The organism is Pseudomonas sp. PWP3-1b2 (assembly GCF_049896045.1).
Lineage (GTDB): Bacteria > Pseudomonadota > Gammaproteobacteria > Pseudomonadales > Pseudomonadaceae > Aquipseudomonas > Aquipseudomonas antarctica_B.
Genome location: NZ_JAFCTN010000008.1, coordinates 42,119 through 61,239 on the forward strand (window position 1 = coordinate 42,119; position 19,121 = coordinate 61,239).

General features: G+C 62.5%; 15 protein-coding genes and 1 pseudogene. 5 read left to right on the forward strand and 11 right to left on the reverse strand.

Annotated features, from left to right (window positions below; translation table 11 throughout):
- Positions 1–365: 365 nt before the first annotated feature.
- The 6 genes and pseudogenes from ACP7A2_RS07760 to ACP7A2_RS07785 form a co-directional block, all read right to left on the reverse strand.
- Positions 366–731: pseudogene (locus ACP7A2_RS07760) on the reverse strand (LacI family transcriptional regulator); the annotation flags it as partial.
- 4 nt (positions 732–735) lie between these two features.
- Entirely contained in the window at positions 736–1,599 is an 864-nt protein-coding gene (locus tag ACP7A2_RS07765; RefSeq protein ID WP_426133744.1) for a LysR family transcriptional regulator, read from the reverse strand.
- A 202-nt stretch (positions 1,600–1,801) separates the two neighbouring features.
- Positions 1,802–2,563, reverse strand: coding sequence for an alpha/beta hydrolase (locus ACP7A2_RS07770; protein ID WP_426133745.1), 762 nt, complete (start codon positions 2,561–2,563; stop codon positions 1,802–1,804).
- A 101-nt stretch (positions 2,564–2,664) separates the two neighbouring features.
- A complete protein-coding gene (locus ACP7A2_RS07775) occupies positions 2,665–4,065 on the reverse strand; it encodes an efflux transporter outer membrane subunit (RefSeq protein ID WP_426133746.1) in 1,401 nt (466 codons plus the stop codon).
- Entirely contained in the window at positions 4,058–6,049 is a 1,992-nt protein-coding gene (locus ACP7A2_RS07780) for a MacB family efflux pump subunit (RefSeq protein WP_426133747.1), read from the reverse strand. Before ACP7A2_RS07780 ends, ACP7A2_RS07775 begins: the two co-directional genes overlap by 8 nt.
- Entirely contained in the window at positions 6,033–7,205 is a 1,173-nt protein-coding gene (locus ACP7A2_RS07785; protein WP_426133748.1) for an efflux RND transporter periplasmic adaptor subunit, read from the reverse strand. The genes ACP7A2_RS07780 and ACP7A2_RS07785 overlap by 17 nt, the downstream gene beginning before the upstream one ends.
- Positions 7,206–7,462: 257 nt before the next feature.
- On the opposite strand from ACP7A2_RS07785, the gene ACP7A2_RS07790 reads away from it, so the two are divergent.
- From ACP7A2_RS07790 to ACP7A2_RS07810, 5 genes are all read left to right on the forward strand, one after another.
- Positions 7,463–7,945 carry a sigma-70 family RNA polymerase sigma factor gene (locus ACP7A2_RS07790; protein ID WP_426133749.1) on the forward strand — a complete coding sequence of 161 codons (483 nt, stop codon included), beginning with the start codon at positions 7,463–7,465 and terminating at the stop codon, positions 7,943–7,945.
- 327 nt (positions 7,946–8,272) lie between these two features.
- Positions 8,273–9,610 (forward strand): lysine N(6)-hydroxylase/L-ornithine N(5)-oxygenase family protein, encoded by a 1,338-nt coding sequence (locus ACP7A2_RS07795; protein WP_426133750.1) that lies wholly within the window; start codon positions 8,273–8,275, stop codon positions 9,608–9,610.
- Between the two features lie 66 nt (positions 9,611–9,676).
- Positions 9,677–10,897: a putative DNA modification/repair radical SAM protein gene (locus tag ACP7A2_RS07800; RefSeq protein ID WP_426133751.1), complete on the forward strand. Its 1,221-nt coding sequence runs from the start codon at positions 9,677–9,679 to the stop codon at positions 10,895–10,897.
- Positions 10,894–11,769 carry a TIGR03915 family putative DNA repair protein gene (locus ACP7A2_RS07805; protein WP_426133752.1) on the forward strand — a complete coding sequence of 292 codons (876 nt, stop codon included), beginning with the start codon at positions 10,894–10,896 and terminating at the stop codon, positions 11,767–11,769. The genes ACP7A2_RS07800 and ACP7A2_RS07805 overlap by 4 nt, the downstream gene beginning before the upstream one ends.
- A gap of 90 nt (positions 11,770–11,859) precedes the next feature.
- Positions 11,860–12,753: a GNAT family acetyltransferase gene (locus tag ACP7A2_RS07810; RefSeq protein ID WP_426133753.1), complete on the forward strand. Its 894-nt coding sequence runs from the start codon at positions 11,860–11,862 to the stop codon at positions 12,751–12,753.
- A 151-nt stretch (positions 12,754–12,904) separates the two neighbouring features.
- Here ACP7A2_RS07810 and ACP7A2_RS07815 read toward each other — a convergent pair whose 3' ends face one another.
- The 5 genes from ACP7A2_RS07815 to ACP7A2_RS07835 form a co-directional block, all read right to left on the reverse strand.
- Positions 12,905–13,924, reverse strand: a complete 1,020-nt coding sequence (locus ACP7A2_RS07815; protein WP_426133754.1) for a branched-chain amino acid aminotransferase — start codon at positions 13,922–13,924, stop codon at positions 12,905–12,907.
- A gap of 225 nt (positions 13,925–14,149) precedes the next feature.
- Positions 14,150–15,526 carry a dihydrolipoyl dehydrogenase gene (lpdA, locus tag ACP7A2_RS07820; protein ID WP_426133755.1) on the reverse strand — a complete coding sequence of 459 codons (1,377 nt, stop codon included), beginning with the start codon at positions 15,524–15,526 and terminating at the stop codon, positions 14,150–14,152.
- Positions 15,527–15,529: 3 nt separating this feature from the next.
- Complete coding sequence (locus ACP7A2_RS07825; RefSeq protein WP_426133756.1) at positions 15,530–16,789, reverse strand: dihydrolipoamide acetyltransferase family protein; 1,260 nt, start codon at positions 16,787–16,789, stop codon at positions 15,530–15,532.
- A complete protein-coding gene (locus ACP7A2_RS07830; RefSeq protein ID WP_426133757.1) occupies positions 16,790–17,848 on the reverse strand; it encodes an alpha-ketoacid dehydrogenase subunit beta in 1,059 nt (352 codons plus the stop codon).
- Position 17,849: 1 nt separating this feature from the next.
- Positions 17,850–19,085: a 3-methyl-2-oxobutanoate dehydrogenase (2-methylpropanoyl-transferring) subunit alpha gene (locus ACP7A2_RS07835; RefSeq protein ID WP_426133758.1), complete on the reverse strand. Its 1,236-nt coding sequence runs from the start codon at positions 19,083–19,085 to the stop codon at positions 17,850–17,852.
- Positions 19,086–19,121 lie beyond the last annotated feature (36 nt).

The window sequence follows — 19,121 nt, forward strand, 5'->3', positions numbered from 1 at the left end:
GGGGGGGGGGTGGCGCCCCCCTTTGCCCCCCCCCCCCCCCCCCCCCCCCCCCCCCCCCCCCCCCCCCCCCCCCCCCCCCCGCTCCCACAGTTTTGACCGAGTAAGACTTCAATACTTTCACACACTGTTGAGCTTCTCTGTGGGAGCTGGCTTGCCTGCGATGCAGACACCTCGGTACATCAGACACACCGAGTTGATGCCATCGCAGGCAAGCCAGCTCCCACACAAGCCAGCTCCCACACAAGCCAGCTCCCACACAAGCCAGCTCCCACACAAGCCAGCTTCTACACCAGACCGCTTTTGCTTCACACCACTCAGGTCGGATTACGGGCACACCGAGCCTAGGCGAGGTGCCGAGTGTTGGGGCCGCTGTGGTAGTTGTCGAGCACCACGCGGCTGAACGGGCTGTCGTGGATCGTACGGTCGAGCAGCACCACCGGGGTCTTGCCGTTGCCCACGCGTTCCAGGTAGTCGGGCTGATAGCTCGGTTCGTCGGCGACCGGCGACAAAATGATGCCCGCCACGCGGTAGCCGAGCAGGGTGTCGACGGCTTTGATTTCCAGCTCTTCCAGCTCATCGGTGTCCACCAGCATGATGGTGTAGCCGTGTTTTTTTGCCTCGCGGGAAATCGCCTTGATCATCTCGCTGTAGAACGGGTTGTCTACCGAGGCGGTGATCACGCCGATGATCAGGCTTTCACTGCGCTTGAGCCCCCGCGCGAAGGCGTTGGGGGCTTCAAATCAGCGGGTCCCAGCGTTGCGACCAGTCGCTTTCAGCCTTGACCACGCCGCGCAGCAGTTCCAGTGCGTGTTGCAATACCGCCGAATCCCGCGCCCGTGAATACACCAGATACGTCGGGAAGCTGAACTCCGGCGCCTTGGGCACGCGCTGCATCACGCCGCTGTCCAGGTAGCTTTGCACCACGCGGGTACGGAAGTAGCCAGCGCCGCCATTTTCGAGGATGTACTGCAAGGCCAGCGGGCCGAGGTTGAAACTCACCGCGGCGCGGGCCTTGTCGGGCAGGGCGGCGTCGTGCTGCTGGCGAAAGCCCGGGCCCCAATCGATGTAGACGTAGGGGTCGGGTGTGCTGACCAACTGCACCAGAATCAGCTTTTCTTCCAGCACCTGCTCCACCTGCAACCCCGGCCAATACTGCGGCTGGAACACCAGCGCGGCGTCCAGCACACCCAGTTCCAACTGGCGCAGCAGGTAGTCGCCTTCGCGCACTTCGGTACGCAGTGCATGGCCGGGGATGTGTTCGCGCAGCGCCTGGGCCCAGCCGAGCATCAACGGGTTGCACAAGCTCACCTCGCCGCCGATGTGCAACACGTTGCGGTAGCCATCGGGCAGCGGCAGGTCGCGCTTGGCGGCCTCCCAGGTTTGCAGCAACTGGTTGGCGTACACCACAAACGCCTCGCCGTCGGCGGTCAGCCGCGCACCGGCGCGGTTGCGGATAAACAGCGTGCTGCCCAGTTGGCTCTCAAGGTTTTTGACCCGCGCGGTGATGGCAGTCTGGGTCACGTGCAGTTTCTCGGCAGCGGCGGCCAGGCTGCCGCAGCGGGTGATTTCGAGGAAGGTGCGTGCCAGTTCGATGTCCATGAAGCCCCCTGGGATGAATGGGGACAGTGTAATGGAATGCGGTTCAAACTGTGGGAGCGGGCTTGCTCGCGAATGCGCTGGGTCAGCGATGCATCCGGTGACTGATATTCCGCCTTCGCGGGCAAGCCCGCTCCCACCGTGATCGGGTTTTCACCTGGCGCTCAGTGGTTGTGATCGAACAAACAGGTCGTAAACGCGGTGATTATTCCCAACTGCCCACATCAAGACAGCGGGTGGAGACGGGCGGCTGCTTGCCGTAGATCAGAAAATCCCCCACCCATTGGTTGATGCATCCGGTGGCGACTGCGTTGGGCCGGGTCGACTCTTTAAGCAGTAACAGTTCGACGCCGGAGGCGGGCGGTTCACCGTGCTCGGTGTTGACCAGCACCATGCGGGCCACGCGCTCGGGAAACAGCGCGGCATAACGGCCGCCGAGGCGTGTGGCGTCGGCGTTGCCGAGGTAGTGGAGTTGCGCCTCGCCCAACTGCCCGCGCACAAATTCCATGTCCTGCGCGGCCTGCTCTATGCCGTTCTCCTGATCGAGGTCGCGGGGGCTCAGCTCGATCACGTCATATCGGTTGGCCAGCGTGCGATAGGCCGGGGTGGCGTAGGACTCCCAGCGGCTGACCAAGTGAAGGGCGAACGTGGCGACCTGGGTTTTGGACTGCTCGCCGGACTGCACAAACACCACGCCCTCGCGGCTCAGCGGATCCCGCGCACCGACGCGGGTTACGGCCAGGCGCACCTTGCCGCGCGCCGGCGCAGCATAGTCGCGGGGCACGCTCACGGTGCCGCATTGGGTGCGGTCGACTACCTCGGGGTCTTGTCGGGCAGCCGCGGGAAACGGACAGTCCAGCAGCCAGTCAATCGCCGTGGGCGCGATCAGGGGCTTGGCATCGCTCAGCTGTGCGATCAGCCAAAGGCAACCGCACGCCAGGCGTTGCACGAAAGCGCTGGTTTTCATCATGAGGGTCCGGGCAGCCGTATGAGGACGGCTTTTTACCAAGGACCCGCGTCAAGGAATGTAGGACGAATAAACGTCCCGTGTAAGGAAATGGAGTTTTGTTATCGGATATCGATTTCCCAGCCGCCACCCAGGGCTTTGTACAGGGCAATACTGGCTTGCAAGCGCAATAACCGCAGTTGCACATTCGCGTCCTGGGCGGCGTACAGCGTGCGCTGGGTTTCCAACACGCTCAGCAAGTCTTCGGCGCCTGCCTTGTAGCGGCTTTCGGCGATCTGGAACGCGCTCTGGGCCTGTTGCAGTTCCTCGGTTTGCCAGTGACGTTGCTCGTCCAGGCGCGCGATGCTGCTCAGAGATTTTTCCACATCGGCAAAGCCGTTGATGATCGCGCCGCGATAGGTGTGCAGCAACTCGTCCTGGCGGGCGCGCGCCTTGTCGCGTTCGGCGCTCAAACGGCCACTGTTGAAGATGGGCGCCACCAGCCCCGAGGTCAGGGTGTAGAACGGGCTGCGCAGAATATCTTCGGCTTTGTACGCGCCCGAGCCGAATGTAGCGCCCAGGGTGACGGTGGGCAGCATCGCCGCACGGGCCACGGTAACGTCGGCACTGGCCGCAGAGAGCTGCGCTTCAGCCTTGGCGAGGTCGGGGCGTCGGCTCAGCAGCTGGCTCGGTACACCGGGGCCAATGGTCGGCCAGGACAGCGTCTGGAAAGGTTCGTGGCCCAGGTCGAGTGCCTGCACCGGCTGGCCGAGGAGGGCGGCGAGGGTGATTTGGGATTCTTCGGCCAGTTGCTGGATCAGCGGTAACTGCCGTTGCTGGCCTGCCACCAGGCTTTTCTGTTGGGCCAGCTCCAACGCCGTGGCTGAGCCGGCGTCGTAGCGGGTCTGTACCAGGTTGAGCACGTCTTGCGCATTGGCAAGGTTCAGTTCGGCGATCTGCTGGCGTTGGCGGGCGGCAAGGGTTTGTGCGTAGCGATCCGCCACGTTGCCGAGCAGGGTCAGCTCCACGGTGGCCTGGTCGAACTCACTGGCGCGCAGGCTGTGCAGGGCGCTGTCCCGGGAGGCGGCCCGACCGCCCCAAAAGTCCAGCTCGTAGCTGGCGCTGAGGGTGGCGCCAAAACTGTCGACAGTCTTGTTGCTGTCGGTGGCGTCCAGGTCCGAATTACCGCTGCCGCGCAGCAGCTTTTCACGGCTGGCGGTGAGGTTGAAATTGACCTCGGGCCTTAACCGCGCACCGGCGATCACGGCGCTTGCCTGGGCCTGGCGCACCCGCGCCATGGCGGCGGCCACGTCTTGACTGTCACGGCGTGCCTGATCGATCAGGCGGTTCAGTTGCGGGCTGCCAAAGTGCGTCCACCAACGCTTGTTGATGGCCTGGGTGGCGTCCCGCTCGGCGTATTGCCAGGCCGCAGGCGGCGCAACGCCGCTGTCGAGGGCGGGTGGGTTACCGGCGCAGGCGTTGAGCAGCAGGCACAGGCTGAGCAAAGTGAGTCGTTTATTCACTGGTGAGGGCCTTAACCGGATCGAGCCGGGCAGCTTTGCGGGCCGGCATAAAGCCGAATACGACACCGGTGACCAACGCACAGCCAAATGCGCCAAGCACTGCCACCAGCGAGAACTGCACAGCGATGTCTGCCAGCACCAGCACGCCGCCCACCAGCAGGGCGAGGGCGATGCCACACAGGCCGCCGACCACCGAGAGCATCACCGCCTCGGTGAGAAACTGGCGCAGGATGTCGCGCTGGCGAGCGCCTGTGGCCATGCGGATCCCGATTTCGCGGGTGCGTTCGCGCACGGTCATCAGCATGATGTTCATCACGCCGATGCCGCCCACCAGCAGGGAAATCGCGGCAATCGAACCGAGCATCAACGACAGCGTGTTCTGCGTGCGCGCTTCGGCCTGGATCATGGCGGCGCTGTTGGTCAGCCTGTAGTCGCGCTTGCCGTTGTGCAGGTTAAGCATGAGCTGATCAATTGCCTGTTCGGTTTCATGCACCTTGCGTGCATCTGCGGCAGCAATCACCACGTATTCGGGGTTGTAGGTGCCGAACAGGCGCACGCTGGCGGCGGTGTAGGGGATGGCGACACGGTCGTCGCTGTCTTCACTGCCGGAGCTGGAGCCTTTTTCCGCCAGCACGCCAATGACCTGAAACGGCACATTTTCGATCAGGATGTACTCGCCGATCGGGCTGGCCACGTCCTTGAACAGTTTCTCGCGGATGCGATGGCCGATCACGGCCACCGTGGCCCCGGCGCGCTCGTCCGCCTCGGTGAAATAGCTGCCCTGGACCACCGGCCAGTTGAAAATCGCCGGGAAGTTAGTGTCATTGCCGCCGACGTAGGCCATGTGGTCGACATTACCGAAGCGCACGCCGGCATCCGCACCGTTGACCGGCATGATGCGCTTGACCTGGGGCAGGCCCGCGAGCGCTGCGACGTCGTTGAGCGTGATGATGCCAAGCGGCGTACGCGGGTTCGGTGAGGAGCCGCTCAGGTAGATGATGTTGGACCCGAACGCGCCCATCTGCGCCATCACCTGGCGCTTGCTGCCTTCGCCCACTGCGAGCATCACCACCACCGACGCCACGCCAATGATGATCCCCAGCAGCGTCAGCGCCGTGCGGAAGCGGTTGATCCACATTACGCGCCAGGCGGCGTGCACGGCGTCCACCAGCTCGGCCTTCCACGCACCGTTGTGCTCGGCGCCGTCGGCCAGGCGCTGGCGCAAGTCGACGGCTTGCAAGGCCGTGCTGCCGGCAACTGCCGGCACATGGGCGTCACCCTCTGCCGAATCGCTGACGATGGCACCGTCGCGAATTTCGATGATGCGGTTGGCCCGCGCCGCCACGTCGCGGTCGTGGGTGATCAGGATCACCACGTGGCCCCGGCTTGCCAACTCGTCCAGCAACGTCATGACTTCGGCGCCGCTGCTGCTATCGAGGGCGCCAGTGGGTTCATCGGCGAGAATGATATGGCCGCCGTTCATCAGCGCCCGGGCAATCGAGACGCGCTGTTGTTGGCCGCCGGAGAGTTGGTGCGGACGGTTGCCGGTGCGCTCGGCCAGGCCCAGGCGGGTCAACAAGGCGTTGGCGCGGGCGTGGCGCTCGGCGGCGCTGATACCGGCATAAATCGCCGGCATTTCGACGTTTTCCTGGGCCGAGCCGGAGGGGATCAGGTGGTAGCCCTGAAACACAAACCCAAAGGCTTCACGGCGCAGCCATGCCAGCTCGTCGCTGCCCAGGTGCGCGACGTTTTCACCGGCGAACAGATAGTCGCCCTCGGTGGGGCGGTCCAGGCAACCCAGAATGTTCATCAGGGTGGACTTGCCGGAGCCGGAAGCACCGACGATGGCGACGAATTCCCCGGCATGTATCGACAGGTCGATGCCGCGCAATACATCGACCTGCGGGCTGTCGCCGCCGCCGTAGGATTTGCGGATGTGCTTGAGTTCGATCAGCGGCGTGGTCAACTCAACCTCCACTGCCATCGACCGGGCCGATCAGCAGGTGATCGCCTTCGTTGAGGCCGCCGAGCACTTCGACGCGCAGGCGGTCGCTGATGCCCAGGCGCACTTCGCGTTCCTCAATGGCACCGTTTTTGGCCACCACGCGAGCGATTGGCTTACCCGCGCCATGGCTGTTCAACAGCGCGGCGACCGGGGCGGTGAGGGCGTCCTTGACTTGGCTCGCGACAAAAAATACCTGAGTGGTCATTTCTGCCATCAGCGCGTGGTCGGTGTTGTCCACGTCCAGCAGCACGGTGTACAGCACCACGCGGCCGCTGCCGCTTTTACTGGAACTGTTGGGGCTGCCGCCACCCTGGGCGGTTTCGTTCAGCGGCTTGGGCGGGATGGGCAGAATCTGCCGCACAGTGCTGGTCCAGCGCCGGCTGCCGCCGCTGAGGGTGGTGAAATACGCGCTCATGCCGGGTTTGACGTGGCCGATGTCGGCTTCAGAGACTTCGGCCCACACGGTCATCGGCGACAACTTGGCGATACGCAGAATCAAGGGCGTTTGTTGCTGGGCGTTGAGGGTCTGGCCGACGCGTGCGTCCACCGCGACCACCGTGCCGTCCATCGGCGCGAAGATGCGTGTGTAGCCCAATTCGGCTTCGTCGCTGCGCAGGCTGGCCTGAGCCTGGCGGATCTGCGCCTGGAACATATCAACCCGCGCCTGGGTGGCGCTCAACTGCGCCTTGGCGGTTTGTACGTCTTCTTCGCGGGTCGCATTGCCGGCCACCAGGCGTTGCTGGCGTGTGTATTGCTGGCGGGCCAATTCGTGTTGGGCCTTTTGCTCCTGCAACTGGGCCTGGAGGTTTTCGATGGCGTAGCGGCTGGCGTCGAGCTTGGCCTTTTGCGTGGACGGGTCGATCTCCACCAGTAATTGGCCTGCCTTGACCTGGTCGCCGGCCTCGACGTGAATCTTCTGGATTTGCCCCGACGCTTGCGCACCCACGTCGACATAGCGCCGTGGTTGCAGGGTGCCGAGGGCGGTGACGCTGCTTTCAATATTGCCGCGCGTGACAGTGACGGTCGCCAGGGTGTCGCGGCCCTGAGGCAGCACTTGCCAGGCGGCGATGGCTATCACAGGCATCAGGCACGCCACCACAAGCAGGGCGCGTCGGGCAGGTCGAGGGCGTTTCATGCTTAGGTTCCAGCGGGGAAAGTTCGGAGCGCAGTTGCGCAGAGCTGACAGGTAAACGAGGAAATTGCCCGGGGATTTAGGCCATTACACAATCGGTAACAGCTGCGTGGAATAAAAAAATCGACGGTTGATGCAAGACTTCTTTAAAACTAGATGAGAATTACTATAAATTGCACACACTCAAACTGCCATCATCGATGGGCTGTCTTTTTTAGCACTCAGGGATTGGATACCGTTTCTCCAGACGGTCGGGAGTCATGTTGGAAAACTACTATCGCGAGCTGGTGTGTTTCATCAACGCCAAGCTGGGCAACCGCCAGGTTGCCGAGGATGTGGTGCATGACGCCTATGTGCGGGTGCTGGAGCGTTCCAGCGAAACGCCGATCGAACAACCCCGCGCATTTTTGTACCGCACTGCGCTGAACCTGGTGATCGACGGCCATCGGCGCAACGCCTTGCGCCAGTTCGAGCCCCTGGAAGTGCTCGACAGCGAAGGGCGTTTCTCCAACGGTTCGCCCCACGCCAGTCACGACCAGGGTCAGCGCCTGGAAATGCTCGAGCGCGCGTTGGCAGAATTGCCGGCGGTGTGCCGCGACAGTTTTCTGCTGCGCAAACTCGACGGCTTGAGCCACCTGCAAATCGCCGAGCGCTTGAGCATTTCCCGCAGCCTGGTGGAGAAACACATCGTCAACGCCATGAAGCATTGCCGGGTACGCCTGCGCGAGTGGGATGCGCATTGAGCGTGCGCCGTTTTTCAAGGTCTTTGTGCCGAGCCCTAGAGCTGACCCAGGTAACACACAGCCTGTGGCGAGCGGGCTTGCCCCGCGTTGGGCTGCGAAGCAGCCCCAAAAGAGATGTGCGCGGGGTGTCAGAAATTCCGTGGCGAATGGTTTAGGGCTGCTCCGCAACCCAACGCGGGGCAAGCCCGCTCGCCACGATGAGCGCTCATTGATTAAATTTTATTTCATTGTCCTCGTTTCCTATCAACACATGACCTGTTGATCAGCCTTCAGGTCTCGAAGGTATTCCCGCCCCACCGCCACGGGGCTTATCCAGAGGACACTGGAATGACACAGGCAATTGCTTCGCCCGCCGTTCATGACCTGATCGGCATCGGTTTCGGCCCGTCGAACCTGGCGCTGGCCATCGCGCTGCAAGAGCGCGAGAAGGCCCAGGGCAAACTGGACGTGCTGTTTCTCGACAAGCAGGCCGACTACCGCTGGCACGGCAATACCCTGGTGACCCAGAGCGAACTGCAGATTTCCTTCCTCAAGGACCTGGTGACCCTGCGCAACCCCACCAGCCCGTACTCCTTCGTCAATTACCTGAAAGCCCACGACCGTTTGGTGGATTTCATCAACCTGGGCACCTTCTACCCGTGCCGCATGGAGTACAACGACTACCTGCGCTGGGTGGCCGGCCAGTTCCAGGCTCAGGGCCGCTATGGCGAGGAAGTGCTGGCCATCGAGCCGATCCTGCATCAGCAACAGGTCGAGGCGCTGCGGGTGATTTCCCGTGACGCGCAGGGCGAGCAGCATGTGCGCACCACCCGCTCGGTGGTGGTCAGCGCCGGCGGCACGCCGCGTGTGCCGCTGGCGTTCAAGGGCCTCAAGGATGACGCCCGGGTGTTCCACCATTCCCAGTACCTGGCGCGCATGGCCCAGCAGCCTTGTGTTGAGGGCAAGCCGATGCGCGTCGCGATCATCGGCGGTGGCCAGAGCGCGGCCGAAGCTTTTATCGACCTGAACGACAGCTTCCCGTCGGTGCAGGTCGACATGATCCTGCGCGGTTCGGCACTAAAGCCCGCCGATGACAGCCCGTTCGTCAATGAAGTGTTTTCGCCGGCGTTTACCGACCTGGTCTTCCAGCAAGTCGGTGCCGAGCGTGAGCGCCTGGTGGCCGAGTACCAGAACACCAACTATTCGGTGGTGGACCTGGACCTCATCGAGCGCATCTACGGGATTTTCTATCGCCAGAAAGTTTCCGGCATCGCCCGTCACGGGTTCCGCACCATGACCGTGGTCGAGAAAGCCGTCGCCGGCTCGCTGGGCATCGAACTCACCCTGCGCAACAACGCAACCGGCGAAACCACGCTGGGGCATTACGACGCCGTGGTGCTGGCCACCGGTTATGAGCGCCAGATGCACCGCGAACTGCTCGCGCCGCTGGACGCGTACATGGGCGACTTCGAGGTCAGCCGTGACTACCGCATCGTCACCGACGAGCGCTGCAAGGCCGGTATTTACATTCAGGGTTTCAGCCAGGCCAGCCATGGTTTGAGCGATACCTTGCTGTCGATTCTGCCGATTCGCGCCGATGAGATCGCCGCGTCACTCTATGAACACGACCGCCACCGTGGCCAGGCGCGTTCGGTGCAAGACCTGCTGCTGGCCACGGCCAGCTGACAGGCTGCACTTGTGACCAGAGGGTTCGACTGATACTGTACAAAAAACCAGTATCGGTAGAACCCCATGCAGTTGATCGAAAAACTCAGCATCCTCGCCGACGCCGCCAAGTACGACGCTTCCTGCGCCAGCAGTGGTGCGCCCAAGCGCAGCTCCGAGGGCAAGGCCGGGCTGGGGTCGACCGACGGCATGGGCATCTGCCACAGCTACACGCCTGACGGGCGTTGCGTGTCGTTGCTCAAGGTGTTGCTCACCAATTTCTGTCTTTACGACTGCCAATACTGCGTCAACCGCCGCTCCAGCGACGTGCCCCGCGCACGGTTCAGCCCGGAGGAGGTGGTCACCCTGACCCTGGATTTCTACCGGCGCAATTGCGTCAGCGGGCTGTTTCTCAGTTCCGGCATCATTCGCTCGTCCGACTACACCATGGAGCAGTTGGTTCGTGTGGCCAGGCTGCTGCGCGAAGAGCACGACTTTCGCGGTTATATCCACCTCAAGACCATTCCCGATGCCGACCCGGCGCTGATCGCCGAGGCAGGGCGTTATGCCGACCGGTTGAGCGTGAACATCGAACTGCCAACCGAGGCCAGCCTGCAAACCCTTGCCCCGGAAAAAACCATCGTGTCCATCAAGCAGGCCATGCAAACCATCTACACCGGCGAGCAGACGGTGCTCAATGAACCGCGCGCGCCGCGCTTTGCCCCGGCCGGGCAGAGCACCCAACTGATCGTTGGCGCCGACGACACCGATGACAGCACCATTCTCCATGGTGCCGAAGCGTTGTATGGCAATTTCAAGCTGCGTCGGGTGTATTACTCCGCGTTCAGCCCCATTCCCAACAGCCCGAAAAGCGTGCCCCTGGCCGCGCCGCCGCTGATGCGCGAACACCGCCTGTATCAAGCGGACTTCCTGCTGCGCAGCTACGGCTTCAGTGCCAACGAGCTGTTTGAAGGCCCAGGCCATCTGGCGCTGGATATCGACCCCAAGCTTGCCTGGGCGCTGGAAAATCGCGAGGTGTTCCCGCTCGACCTGAACCGCGCCGAACCCACGCTGATCGCGCGTATTCCCGGCATTGGCCTGCGCACCACCCAGCGCCTGGTCGACCTGCGCCGTGAGCGCAAGATCCGCTTCGAAGACCTGGCGCGCATGCGGTGCGTACTGGCCAAGGCCAAACCGTTTTTCATCACCAGCGACTACCACCCGCAACAGGCGGAAAGCACCAGCGTGTTGCTGCGTGAGCAACTGCGCGATCGCCCGGCGCCGCAGCAAATGGGCCTTTGGGGATGATCAGTCTTGAATGCGACAACCTGTTCACTACCTGGCGCGAACAAGCGCGCTGGCTGCTCAGCCATCAGGTCGACCCCAGCCAGGTGAGCTGGGGCGAGGCCGAAGTGGCCGACCTGTTCGCTACCGACGAGTCTGTTCCCGAGGGGCTTGGCCCGTTCCAGGCACGGATTCCCAAGGCGCTGCTGGAGTTGCTGGAGTCGGCCGCGTGTTATCACGGCCATCAGCGCTGGAGCCTGTTGTATGAAGTGTTGTGGCGCGTCAGCCACGGCGACCGCACCGCGATGCTGGCCGGCGACAAGTTGGGCAGCGAGTTGCAGCGGCGGATCAAGCAGGTGAGCCGTGAAGCTCACCATTTGCATGCGTTCGTGCGGTTTATCGCCTTGCCGGCCGAGGCGGGCCCGGAGTTGCCGGAGTACGTGGCCTGGCATGAGCCGGCCCACGATATTTTAAAGTCGGCCAGCCAGCATTTTGTAGGGCGCATGGGGCGTCATCGCTGGATGATCGCCACGCCGCTGGACGGGGTGTATTACGACGGCGAGCAGTTGATTCATCAGCGTGAGTGCCCCGAGGCGTGGCGGCAACTGGCGCAGAATGTTGAAGACCCGCACAGTGCCATGTGGTTGACCTACTACAGCCACATCTTCAACCCGGCGCGGTTGAACCCCAAGGTGATGGAAGGGCACTTGCCGAGCCGATTCTGGAAGAATTTGCCCGAGGGCAAGTTGATCCCTGGGTTGATCAGCGAGGCGCGCACGGGCAAGCAGAAGGATGGGCAGGCGAAGCTAGTGGGTGCCCGGCCTGGGAAGAAAATTGCGAACCCGGTCAATGTGGGAGCTGGCTTGCCTGCGATGGCGCAGGGGCGGATTGAATAGAATTGACTGATACACCGCTATCGCAGGCAAGCCAGCTCCCACATTAGTATGGGGGTGGTTTTGATAGCTGTTTTCAGCTCAGGAGGATTCATGTCTACCGCCGTTCGTCTCGCTCAAACCGCCGATGCCGAGGGCATCAGTCAGGTCATCCTCGCGGCGTTGTACAGCAGCAATGCGCGGGATTACCCGGCGGATGTGATTGCCCGGGTGGCGAGCAATTTCACCCCGCAGGCGGTGCTGGGCTTGTTGACGCGCCGTGTGGTGCTGGTGGCGGTTCAGGATCAGCAGGTGGTTGCCACGGCGGCGCTGGATGGCAATGTGGTGCGCTCGGTGTTCGTCAACCCGGCGTTGCAAGGGCAGGGGATAGGGCGGCTGTTGATGATCGAAATCGAGCTGCGTGCCCGTGAGGCGGGCGTCACGGTGTTGAGTGTGCCGTCTTCGCTGACCGCCGAGCCGTTCTATACGAAGCTGGGGTTTAACACCGTGCGCGATGTGTATCACGGCAACGAGCGTACGTTGGTGATGGAGAAACCCTTGTCATCCCGGCACCCGATTGGGCCGTACCGCGACCGGCAGCACCGGGCGCAGGTGGTTGCCTTGTGGCAGGAGGCTTTCGGCTACGAGACTGCGCACAATGTGCCGACCCTGGCGATTGACAAGAAGTTGGCCGTCAACGACGGGCTGTTCTTTGTGGCGACGGACAAGAAAGCCGTAATCGGCACCATCCTTGCGGGGTACGACGGGCATCGTGGCTGGCTGTATTCGGTGGCGGTGCGGGCTGATTATCGCCGCAGGGGCTTGGGCGCGTCATTGGTGCGGCATGCGGAGGGAGCGTTGAGTGCGCTGGGCTGCATGAAGATCAACCTGCAGATCACCGGCGGCAATGATGCGGTGGTGGGGTTTTATGAGGCGTTGGGGTATGGGGTGGAGCCGAGGATCAGTATGGGGAAGAAGGTTGCGGTGAATATCCCCGAACAACCCTGAACACACTTGAGCACACCTCAAGCAACTGTGGGAGCTGGCTTGCCTGCGATGGCGGTATCTCAGTCAACGTATTCAGTGACTGATACACCGCCATCGCAGGCGAGCCAGCTCCCACAGGGGTTTTGTGGTGTTGCCGGTGTTGCGCTGTGGTTTAGACCTTAACGATCCAGCCTTCCGGCGCTTCAACTTCACCGGTCTGCACGCCGGTCAGCTCTTTGTAGAGCTGCTGGGTGATCGGGCCGACTTCGGTCTCGCTGTGGAACACGTGCAGTTTGCCGTTGTACTGGATGCCGCCGATTGGCGAAATCACGGCAGCAGTGCCGCAGGCACCGGCTTCCTTGAACTGGTCCAGTTTGTCGATGAACACTTCGCCTTCGACAACGGTCAGGCCCAGGCGGGACTTAGCCAGTTCGATCAGCGACAGGCGAGTGATGCCTGGCAGCACCGAAGGCGACTTCGGCGTGATGAACTGGTTGTCGTGGGTGATCCCGAAGAAGTTGGCCGAGCCGACTTCTTCGATTTTCGAATGGGTCATCGGGTCCAGGTAGATCGCGTCGGCGAAACCGGCTTTCTTCGCTTCCGAACCCGGCATCAGGCTGGCGGCGTAGTTGCCACCGACCTTGGCGGCACCGGTGCCTTGTGGCGCGGCGCGGTCGAAGGTGGAGATCTGGAAGTTGTGGGGCACCAGGCCGCCCTTGAAGTAGGCGCCGACCGGGATGGCGAATACCGAGAAGATGAATTCCGGCGCAGTGCGCACGCCGATGTTGTCACCGGTGCCGATCACGAACGGGCGCAGGTACAGCGCGCCGCCGCTGCCGTAGGGCGGAATGAACCGCTCGTTGGCCGCGACCACTTGTTTGCAGGCGTCGATGAACACGTCGGTCGGCACATGCGGCATCAGCAGGCGTGCGCAGCTGCGTTGCATGCGGGCGGCGTTCTGGTCCGGGCGGAACAGGTTGATCGAGCCGTCCTTGCAGCGGTAGGCCTTGAGGCCTTCGAAGCATTGCTGACCATAATGCAGGGCGGTGGAGCCCTCGCTGATGTGCAGCACGTTGTCGTCGGTCAGGGTGCCTTCTTGCCACTCGCCGTTTTTCCAAACCTGGAGAAACCGCTTGTCGGTCTTGATGTAGTCAAAACCCAGCTTGTCCCAATTGATGCTTTCGTTACCCATGACACCCTCTATCTCTGGTCAACCGCCTGGTCGAAGGCAGGCTTGTCGGTTTTTTACTGGATGGGCGCAACAATACTTCATTCTTGCTTTATGTGGGAGCGCGAGGGTGGACCATTCAGCCACTGGTATTGGTCGGTCCACCGCTATCGCAGGCAAGCCAGCTCCCACATTTGGAATGCATTCCCCTGTGGGAGCTGGCTTGCCTGCGATGGCCTCACCCTGGTTTTACATATGCAACGCGTGGCCCAATGCCCTGAGGGCGGCTTCCTGCACGGCTTCGCCGAGGGTCGGGTGGGCGTGTATGGTGCCGGCCACGTCTTCCAGGCGTGCGCCCATTTCCAGGCTCAGGCCGAACGCGGTGGAGAGTTCCGAGACGCCAGCGCCCACGGCTTGCCAGCCGACGATCAGGTGGTTGTCACGCCGCGCGACAACGCGCACGAAGCCGGTTTTCGACTCCAGGGTCATCGCCCGGCCATTTGCCGCAAACGGAAAACTGGAGACGATGCAATCCAGGCCGGCCGCCTTGGCGTCGTCCGGCGTCTTGCCGACCACCACCAGTTCCGGGTCGGTGAAACACACCGCCGGGATGGCGGCCGGGTTGAATTCACGGGCTTCACCGCTGATCAGTTCGGCCACCATTTCACCCTGGGCCATGGCCCGGTGCGCCAGCATCGGTTCGCCGCTCAGGTCACCAATCGCGTACACATTGCGCATGCTGGTCTGGCAGTGGCTGTCGATCTTGATGGCCGAACCGTTCATGTCCAGGTTCAGGGCTTCGAGGTTCCAGCCCTGGGTGTTGGGTGTGCGGCCGACGGCTACCAGTACCTGGTCGGTTTCCAGGGTCAGGGTGTCGCCATTCGGGTCACGCACCTGCAGGCAGTTGTTCTCGAAGCCAGTCACGCTGTGCTTGAGGTACAGCTTCACGCCCAAGTGCTTGAGGGATTCGTTGACCGGCTGAGTCAGCTCGGCGTCGTAGGCGGGCAGAACGCGATCCTGCGCCTCGACCACACTGACCTCGGCGCCCAGCTTGCGGTAGGCGATGCCCAGTTCCAGGCCGATATAACCGCCGCCCACTACAATCAGGCGTTTGGGCACGCTTTTTGGCGCCAAGGCCTCAGTGGAGGAGATGATCGGCCCGCCAATCGGCAGCATCGGCAGGTTGACGCTTTTCGAGCCGGTGGCGAGCAACAGGTGTTCGCACTGAATGCGCTGGTCGCCGACATCAACAGTCTTGCCGTCCACGACCTTGGCCCAACCGTGTATCACCTGGACTTTGTGTTTTTTCAGCAATGCGGCAACGCCTGTGGTCAGGCGATCGACGATACCGTCTTTCCATGCCACGCTTTTGCCGATATCCAGCGTCGGAACATCCACCTTAATGCCCAGTTGAGAATTCTGGCTGTGGTGGAGGGTTTGCTGGAACTGCTCGGCCACGTGGATCAAGGCTTTGGAGGGAATGCAGCCGATATTCAGGCAGGTACCACCCAGTGCCTGACCTTCGACCAAAATGGTCGGAATGCCCAGCTGGCCGGCACGAATGGCTGCCACATAGCCGCCAGGGCCGCCGCCGATAATCAGCAGTTTGGTATTCAAGGTGTGCATGACTTACTCCAGGAACAGGCTGGCGGGTTGTTCGAGCAGGCCGCGAATGGCCTGGATGAATTGCGCCGCGTCCATGCCATCGACCACGCGGTGATCGAAGGAGCTGGAGAGGTTCATCATCTTGCGGATCACGATCTGGCCCTTGATCACCATTGGCCGTTCCACAATGCGGTTGACCCCGACGATGGCCACTTCCGGCAGGTTCAGCACTGGCGTACTGACGATACCGCCCAAGGCGCCCAGGCTGGTCAGGGTAATCGTGGAGCCCGACAACTCGTCACGGCTGGCCTTGCCCGTGCGCGCGGCAGTCGCCAACCGCGCGATTTCCTCGGCATTGCCCCACAGGCTGCGGGCTTCGGCGTGACGCACCACCGGTACCATCAAACCGATATCGCTTTGGGTGGCGACGCCCACATGCACGGCGCCCAGGCGGGTGATGAGCTGAGCTTCATCGTCGTAACGCGCGTTGATCTGCGGGAAGTCGCGCAACGCCACAACCATGGCGCGCACGATAAATGGCAACAGGGTCAGCTTGCCGCGTGTGGCGCCGTGTTTCTCGTTGAGGTGCACGCGCAGCTCGTCGAGGGCGGTGACGTCGATCTCTTCCACGTAGCTGAAATGCGCGGCTCGGCGGGTGGCGTCCTGCATGCGCTGGGCAATCTTGCGGCGCATGCCGATCACCGGGATCTGTTCTTCGGTGTTGCGTTCAGCGTAGGGGTTGGCCGTAGCGGAATGTTTCGCCGGCCCCTGAAGCAGGAACGCCTCCAAATCTTCGTGCAAAATCCGGCCCGCCGGGCCGGAGCCCTGCACCAGACGCAGTTGGATGCCAGCATCCAGTGCGTGTTTACGCACGGCAGGCGAGGCCAGTGGGCGTTCGTCAGCTTCACGGGCGACAGGTGCAGCAGCAGGTTTGGGCGCTGGTTTAGCCTCAACCACGGGCGCTGGCTTGGCTTCAACAACCGGTGCAGGCGCGGCCTCGACGGGCTCAGCCACCACCGGCGCTTGCTTGGCGTTGCCCGCGCCTTCCACTTCAATGCTGATCAAAATACTGCCCACGGCCATGACTTCGCCCGGCACGCCGCCCAGGGAAATCACTTTGCCGTGCACCGGCGAGGGAATGTCGACCATCGCCTTGTCAGTCATCACATCCGCCAGTACCTGGTCTTCAACCACCAGGTCGCCGACTTTTACGTGCCATACCGACAGCTCAACTTCTGCGATGCCTTCGCCAATGTCCGGCATCTTGATAACGTGCGTGCCCATTCAGACCTCCATAACCCGTTTCAACGCCGCGCCCACTCGGGTCGGCCCTGGGAAATACGCCCACTCCTGCGCGTGCGGGTAGGGGGTGTCCCAACCGGTGACGCGTTCGATCGGCGCTTCCAGGTGATGGAAGCAATGCTCTTGCACCAGCGCTACCAGTTCGGCGCCGAAGCCGCAGGTACGCGTGGCTTCGTGCACCACCACGCAACGGCCGGTCTTTTTCACCGATTTGACGATGGTTTCCAGGTCCAGCGGCCACAGGCTGCGCAGGTCGATGACCTCGGCGTCGATGCCGGTTTCTTCAGCGGCGACTTGTGACACGTACACGGTGGTGCCGTAGGTCAGCACGGTCACGGCCGAGCCCGGACGCACGATGGCGGCCACATCCAGCGGCACGGTGTAATAGCCGTCCGGCACTTGCGCTTGCGGGTGTTTTGCCCACGACGTAACGGGGCGGTCGTGATGGCCGTCGAACGGGCCGTTGTACAGGCGTTTTGGCTCAAGGAAGATCACCGGGTCATCGTTTTCGATGGAGGCAATCAGCAAACCCTTGGCGTCGTAGGGGTTGGACGGCATCACCGTGCGCAGGCCGCAGACCTGAGTGAACACCGCTTCGATGCTCTGGCTGTGGGTCTGGCCACCGTAGATGCCGCCGCCGCACGGCATGCGCATGGTCAAGGGCGCCGTGAACTGGCCCGCCGAGCGGTAACGCAGGCGAGCTGCTTCGGAGATGATCTGGTCGGTGGCGGGGTACACGTAGTCGGCGAATTGAATCTCGGCGACCGGGCGCAAACCGTAGGCACCCATGCCTACCGCGACGCCGACGATGCCGCTTTCGGAGATCGGCGCATCGAAGACCCGCGAGCTGCCGTATTTGGTCTGCAAGCCTTCGGTGCAACGGAACACGCCGCCGAAGTAACCCACGTCCTGGCCGAACACCACCACGTTGTCATCGCGGTCGAGCATCACATCCATGGCCGAGCGCAGGGCCTGAATCATGGTCATGGTCGTGGTGGTCATGGCAGTTTCCGCATCAATGCTGTTGTTGTGATCGTTCATGTCAGATCCCCAACTCTTGACGCTGGCGCTTCAAGTGCTCCGGCATCTCTTTATAGACGTCTTCGAACATGGTGGCGGCGCTTGGAATCTGCCCGCCGGCGAGGGTGCCGTAGGTTTCGGCTTCTTTTTGCGCCTTGACCACTTCGGCTTCAAGTTCGGCACTGACCGCCACGTGTTCCTCTTCGGACCACTGGCCAATCTGGATCAGGTGCTGTTTGAGACGGGCAATCGGGTCGCCGAGGGGAAAGTGGCTCCAGTCATCGGCAGGGCGGTACTTGGAAGGATCATCCGAGGTGGAGTGCGGGCCGGCGCGGTAGGTGACCCACTCAATCAGGGTCGGCCCCAGGTTGCGGCGCGCACGCTCGGCCGCCCAGGCGGAAGCGGCGTACACCGCGATAAAGTCGTTGCCGTCCACCCGCAAGGAAGCAATGCCGCACCCGACGCCGCGTCCGGCGAAGGTGGTGGCTTCACCACCGGCGATGGCCTGGAACGTCGAAATCGCCCACTGGTTGTTCACCACGTTGAGGATGACTGGCGCGCGGTAGACGTGGGCGAAGGTGAGGGCGGTGTGGAAGTCGGATTCAGCCGTGGCACCGTCGCCGATCCAGGCCGAGGCAATTTTGGTATCGCCCTTGATTGCCGAGGCCATGCCCCAGCCCACACCTTGTACGAATTGGGTGGCAAGGTTGCCGGAAATGGTGAAGAAGCCAGCGTCCTTGACCGAGTACATGATCGGCAACTGGCGGCCCTTGAGCGGGTCGCGCTCGTTGGACAGCAGTTGGCAGATCAGGTCCACCAACGGCACTTCGCGTGCCATCAGGATGCTTTGCTGGCGGTAGGTCGGGAAGCACATGTCGTCAATGTTCAAGGCCAGGGCCTGGGCGCTGCCGATGGCTTCTTCGCCAAGGCTTTGCATGTAGAACGACATTTTTTTCTGACGCTGGGCGACCACCATGCGGTTGTCGAAGATCCGCGTCTTGAGCATGGCGCGCATGCCACGGCGCATGATGTCGACGCTGACGCCTTCAGCCCACGGGCCGAGGGCCTGGCCCTTGTCGTCGAGCACGCGAATCAGGCCCTTGGCCAGGTCGGCGGTATCGGCGGGTTCTACGTCGATGGCGGGTTTGCGCACCGTACCTGCGTCAGTCAGGCGCAGGTAGGTAAAGTCGGTTTTGCAGCCTGGGCGGCCCGAGGGTTCGGGGACGTGCAGGTGCAGTGGTTCGTACTGCTGAGTCATGGCTTTCTACGCTCTATCTTGTGAATTTCTTGTAGT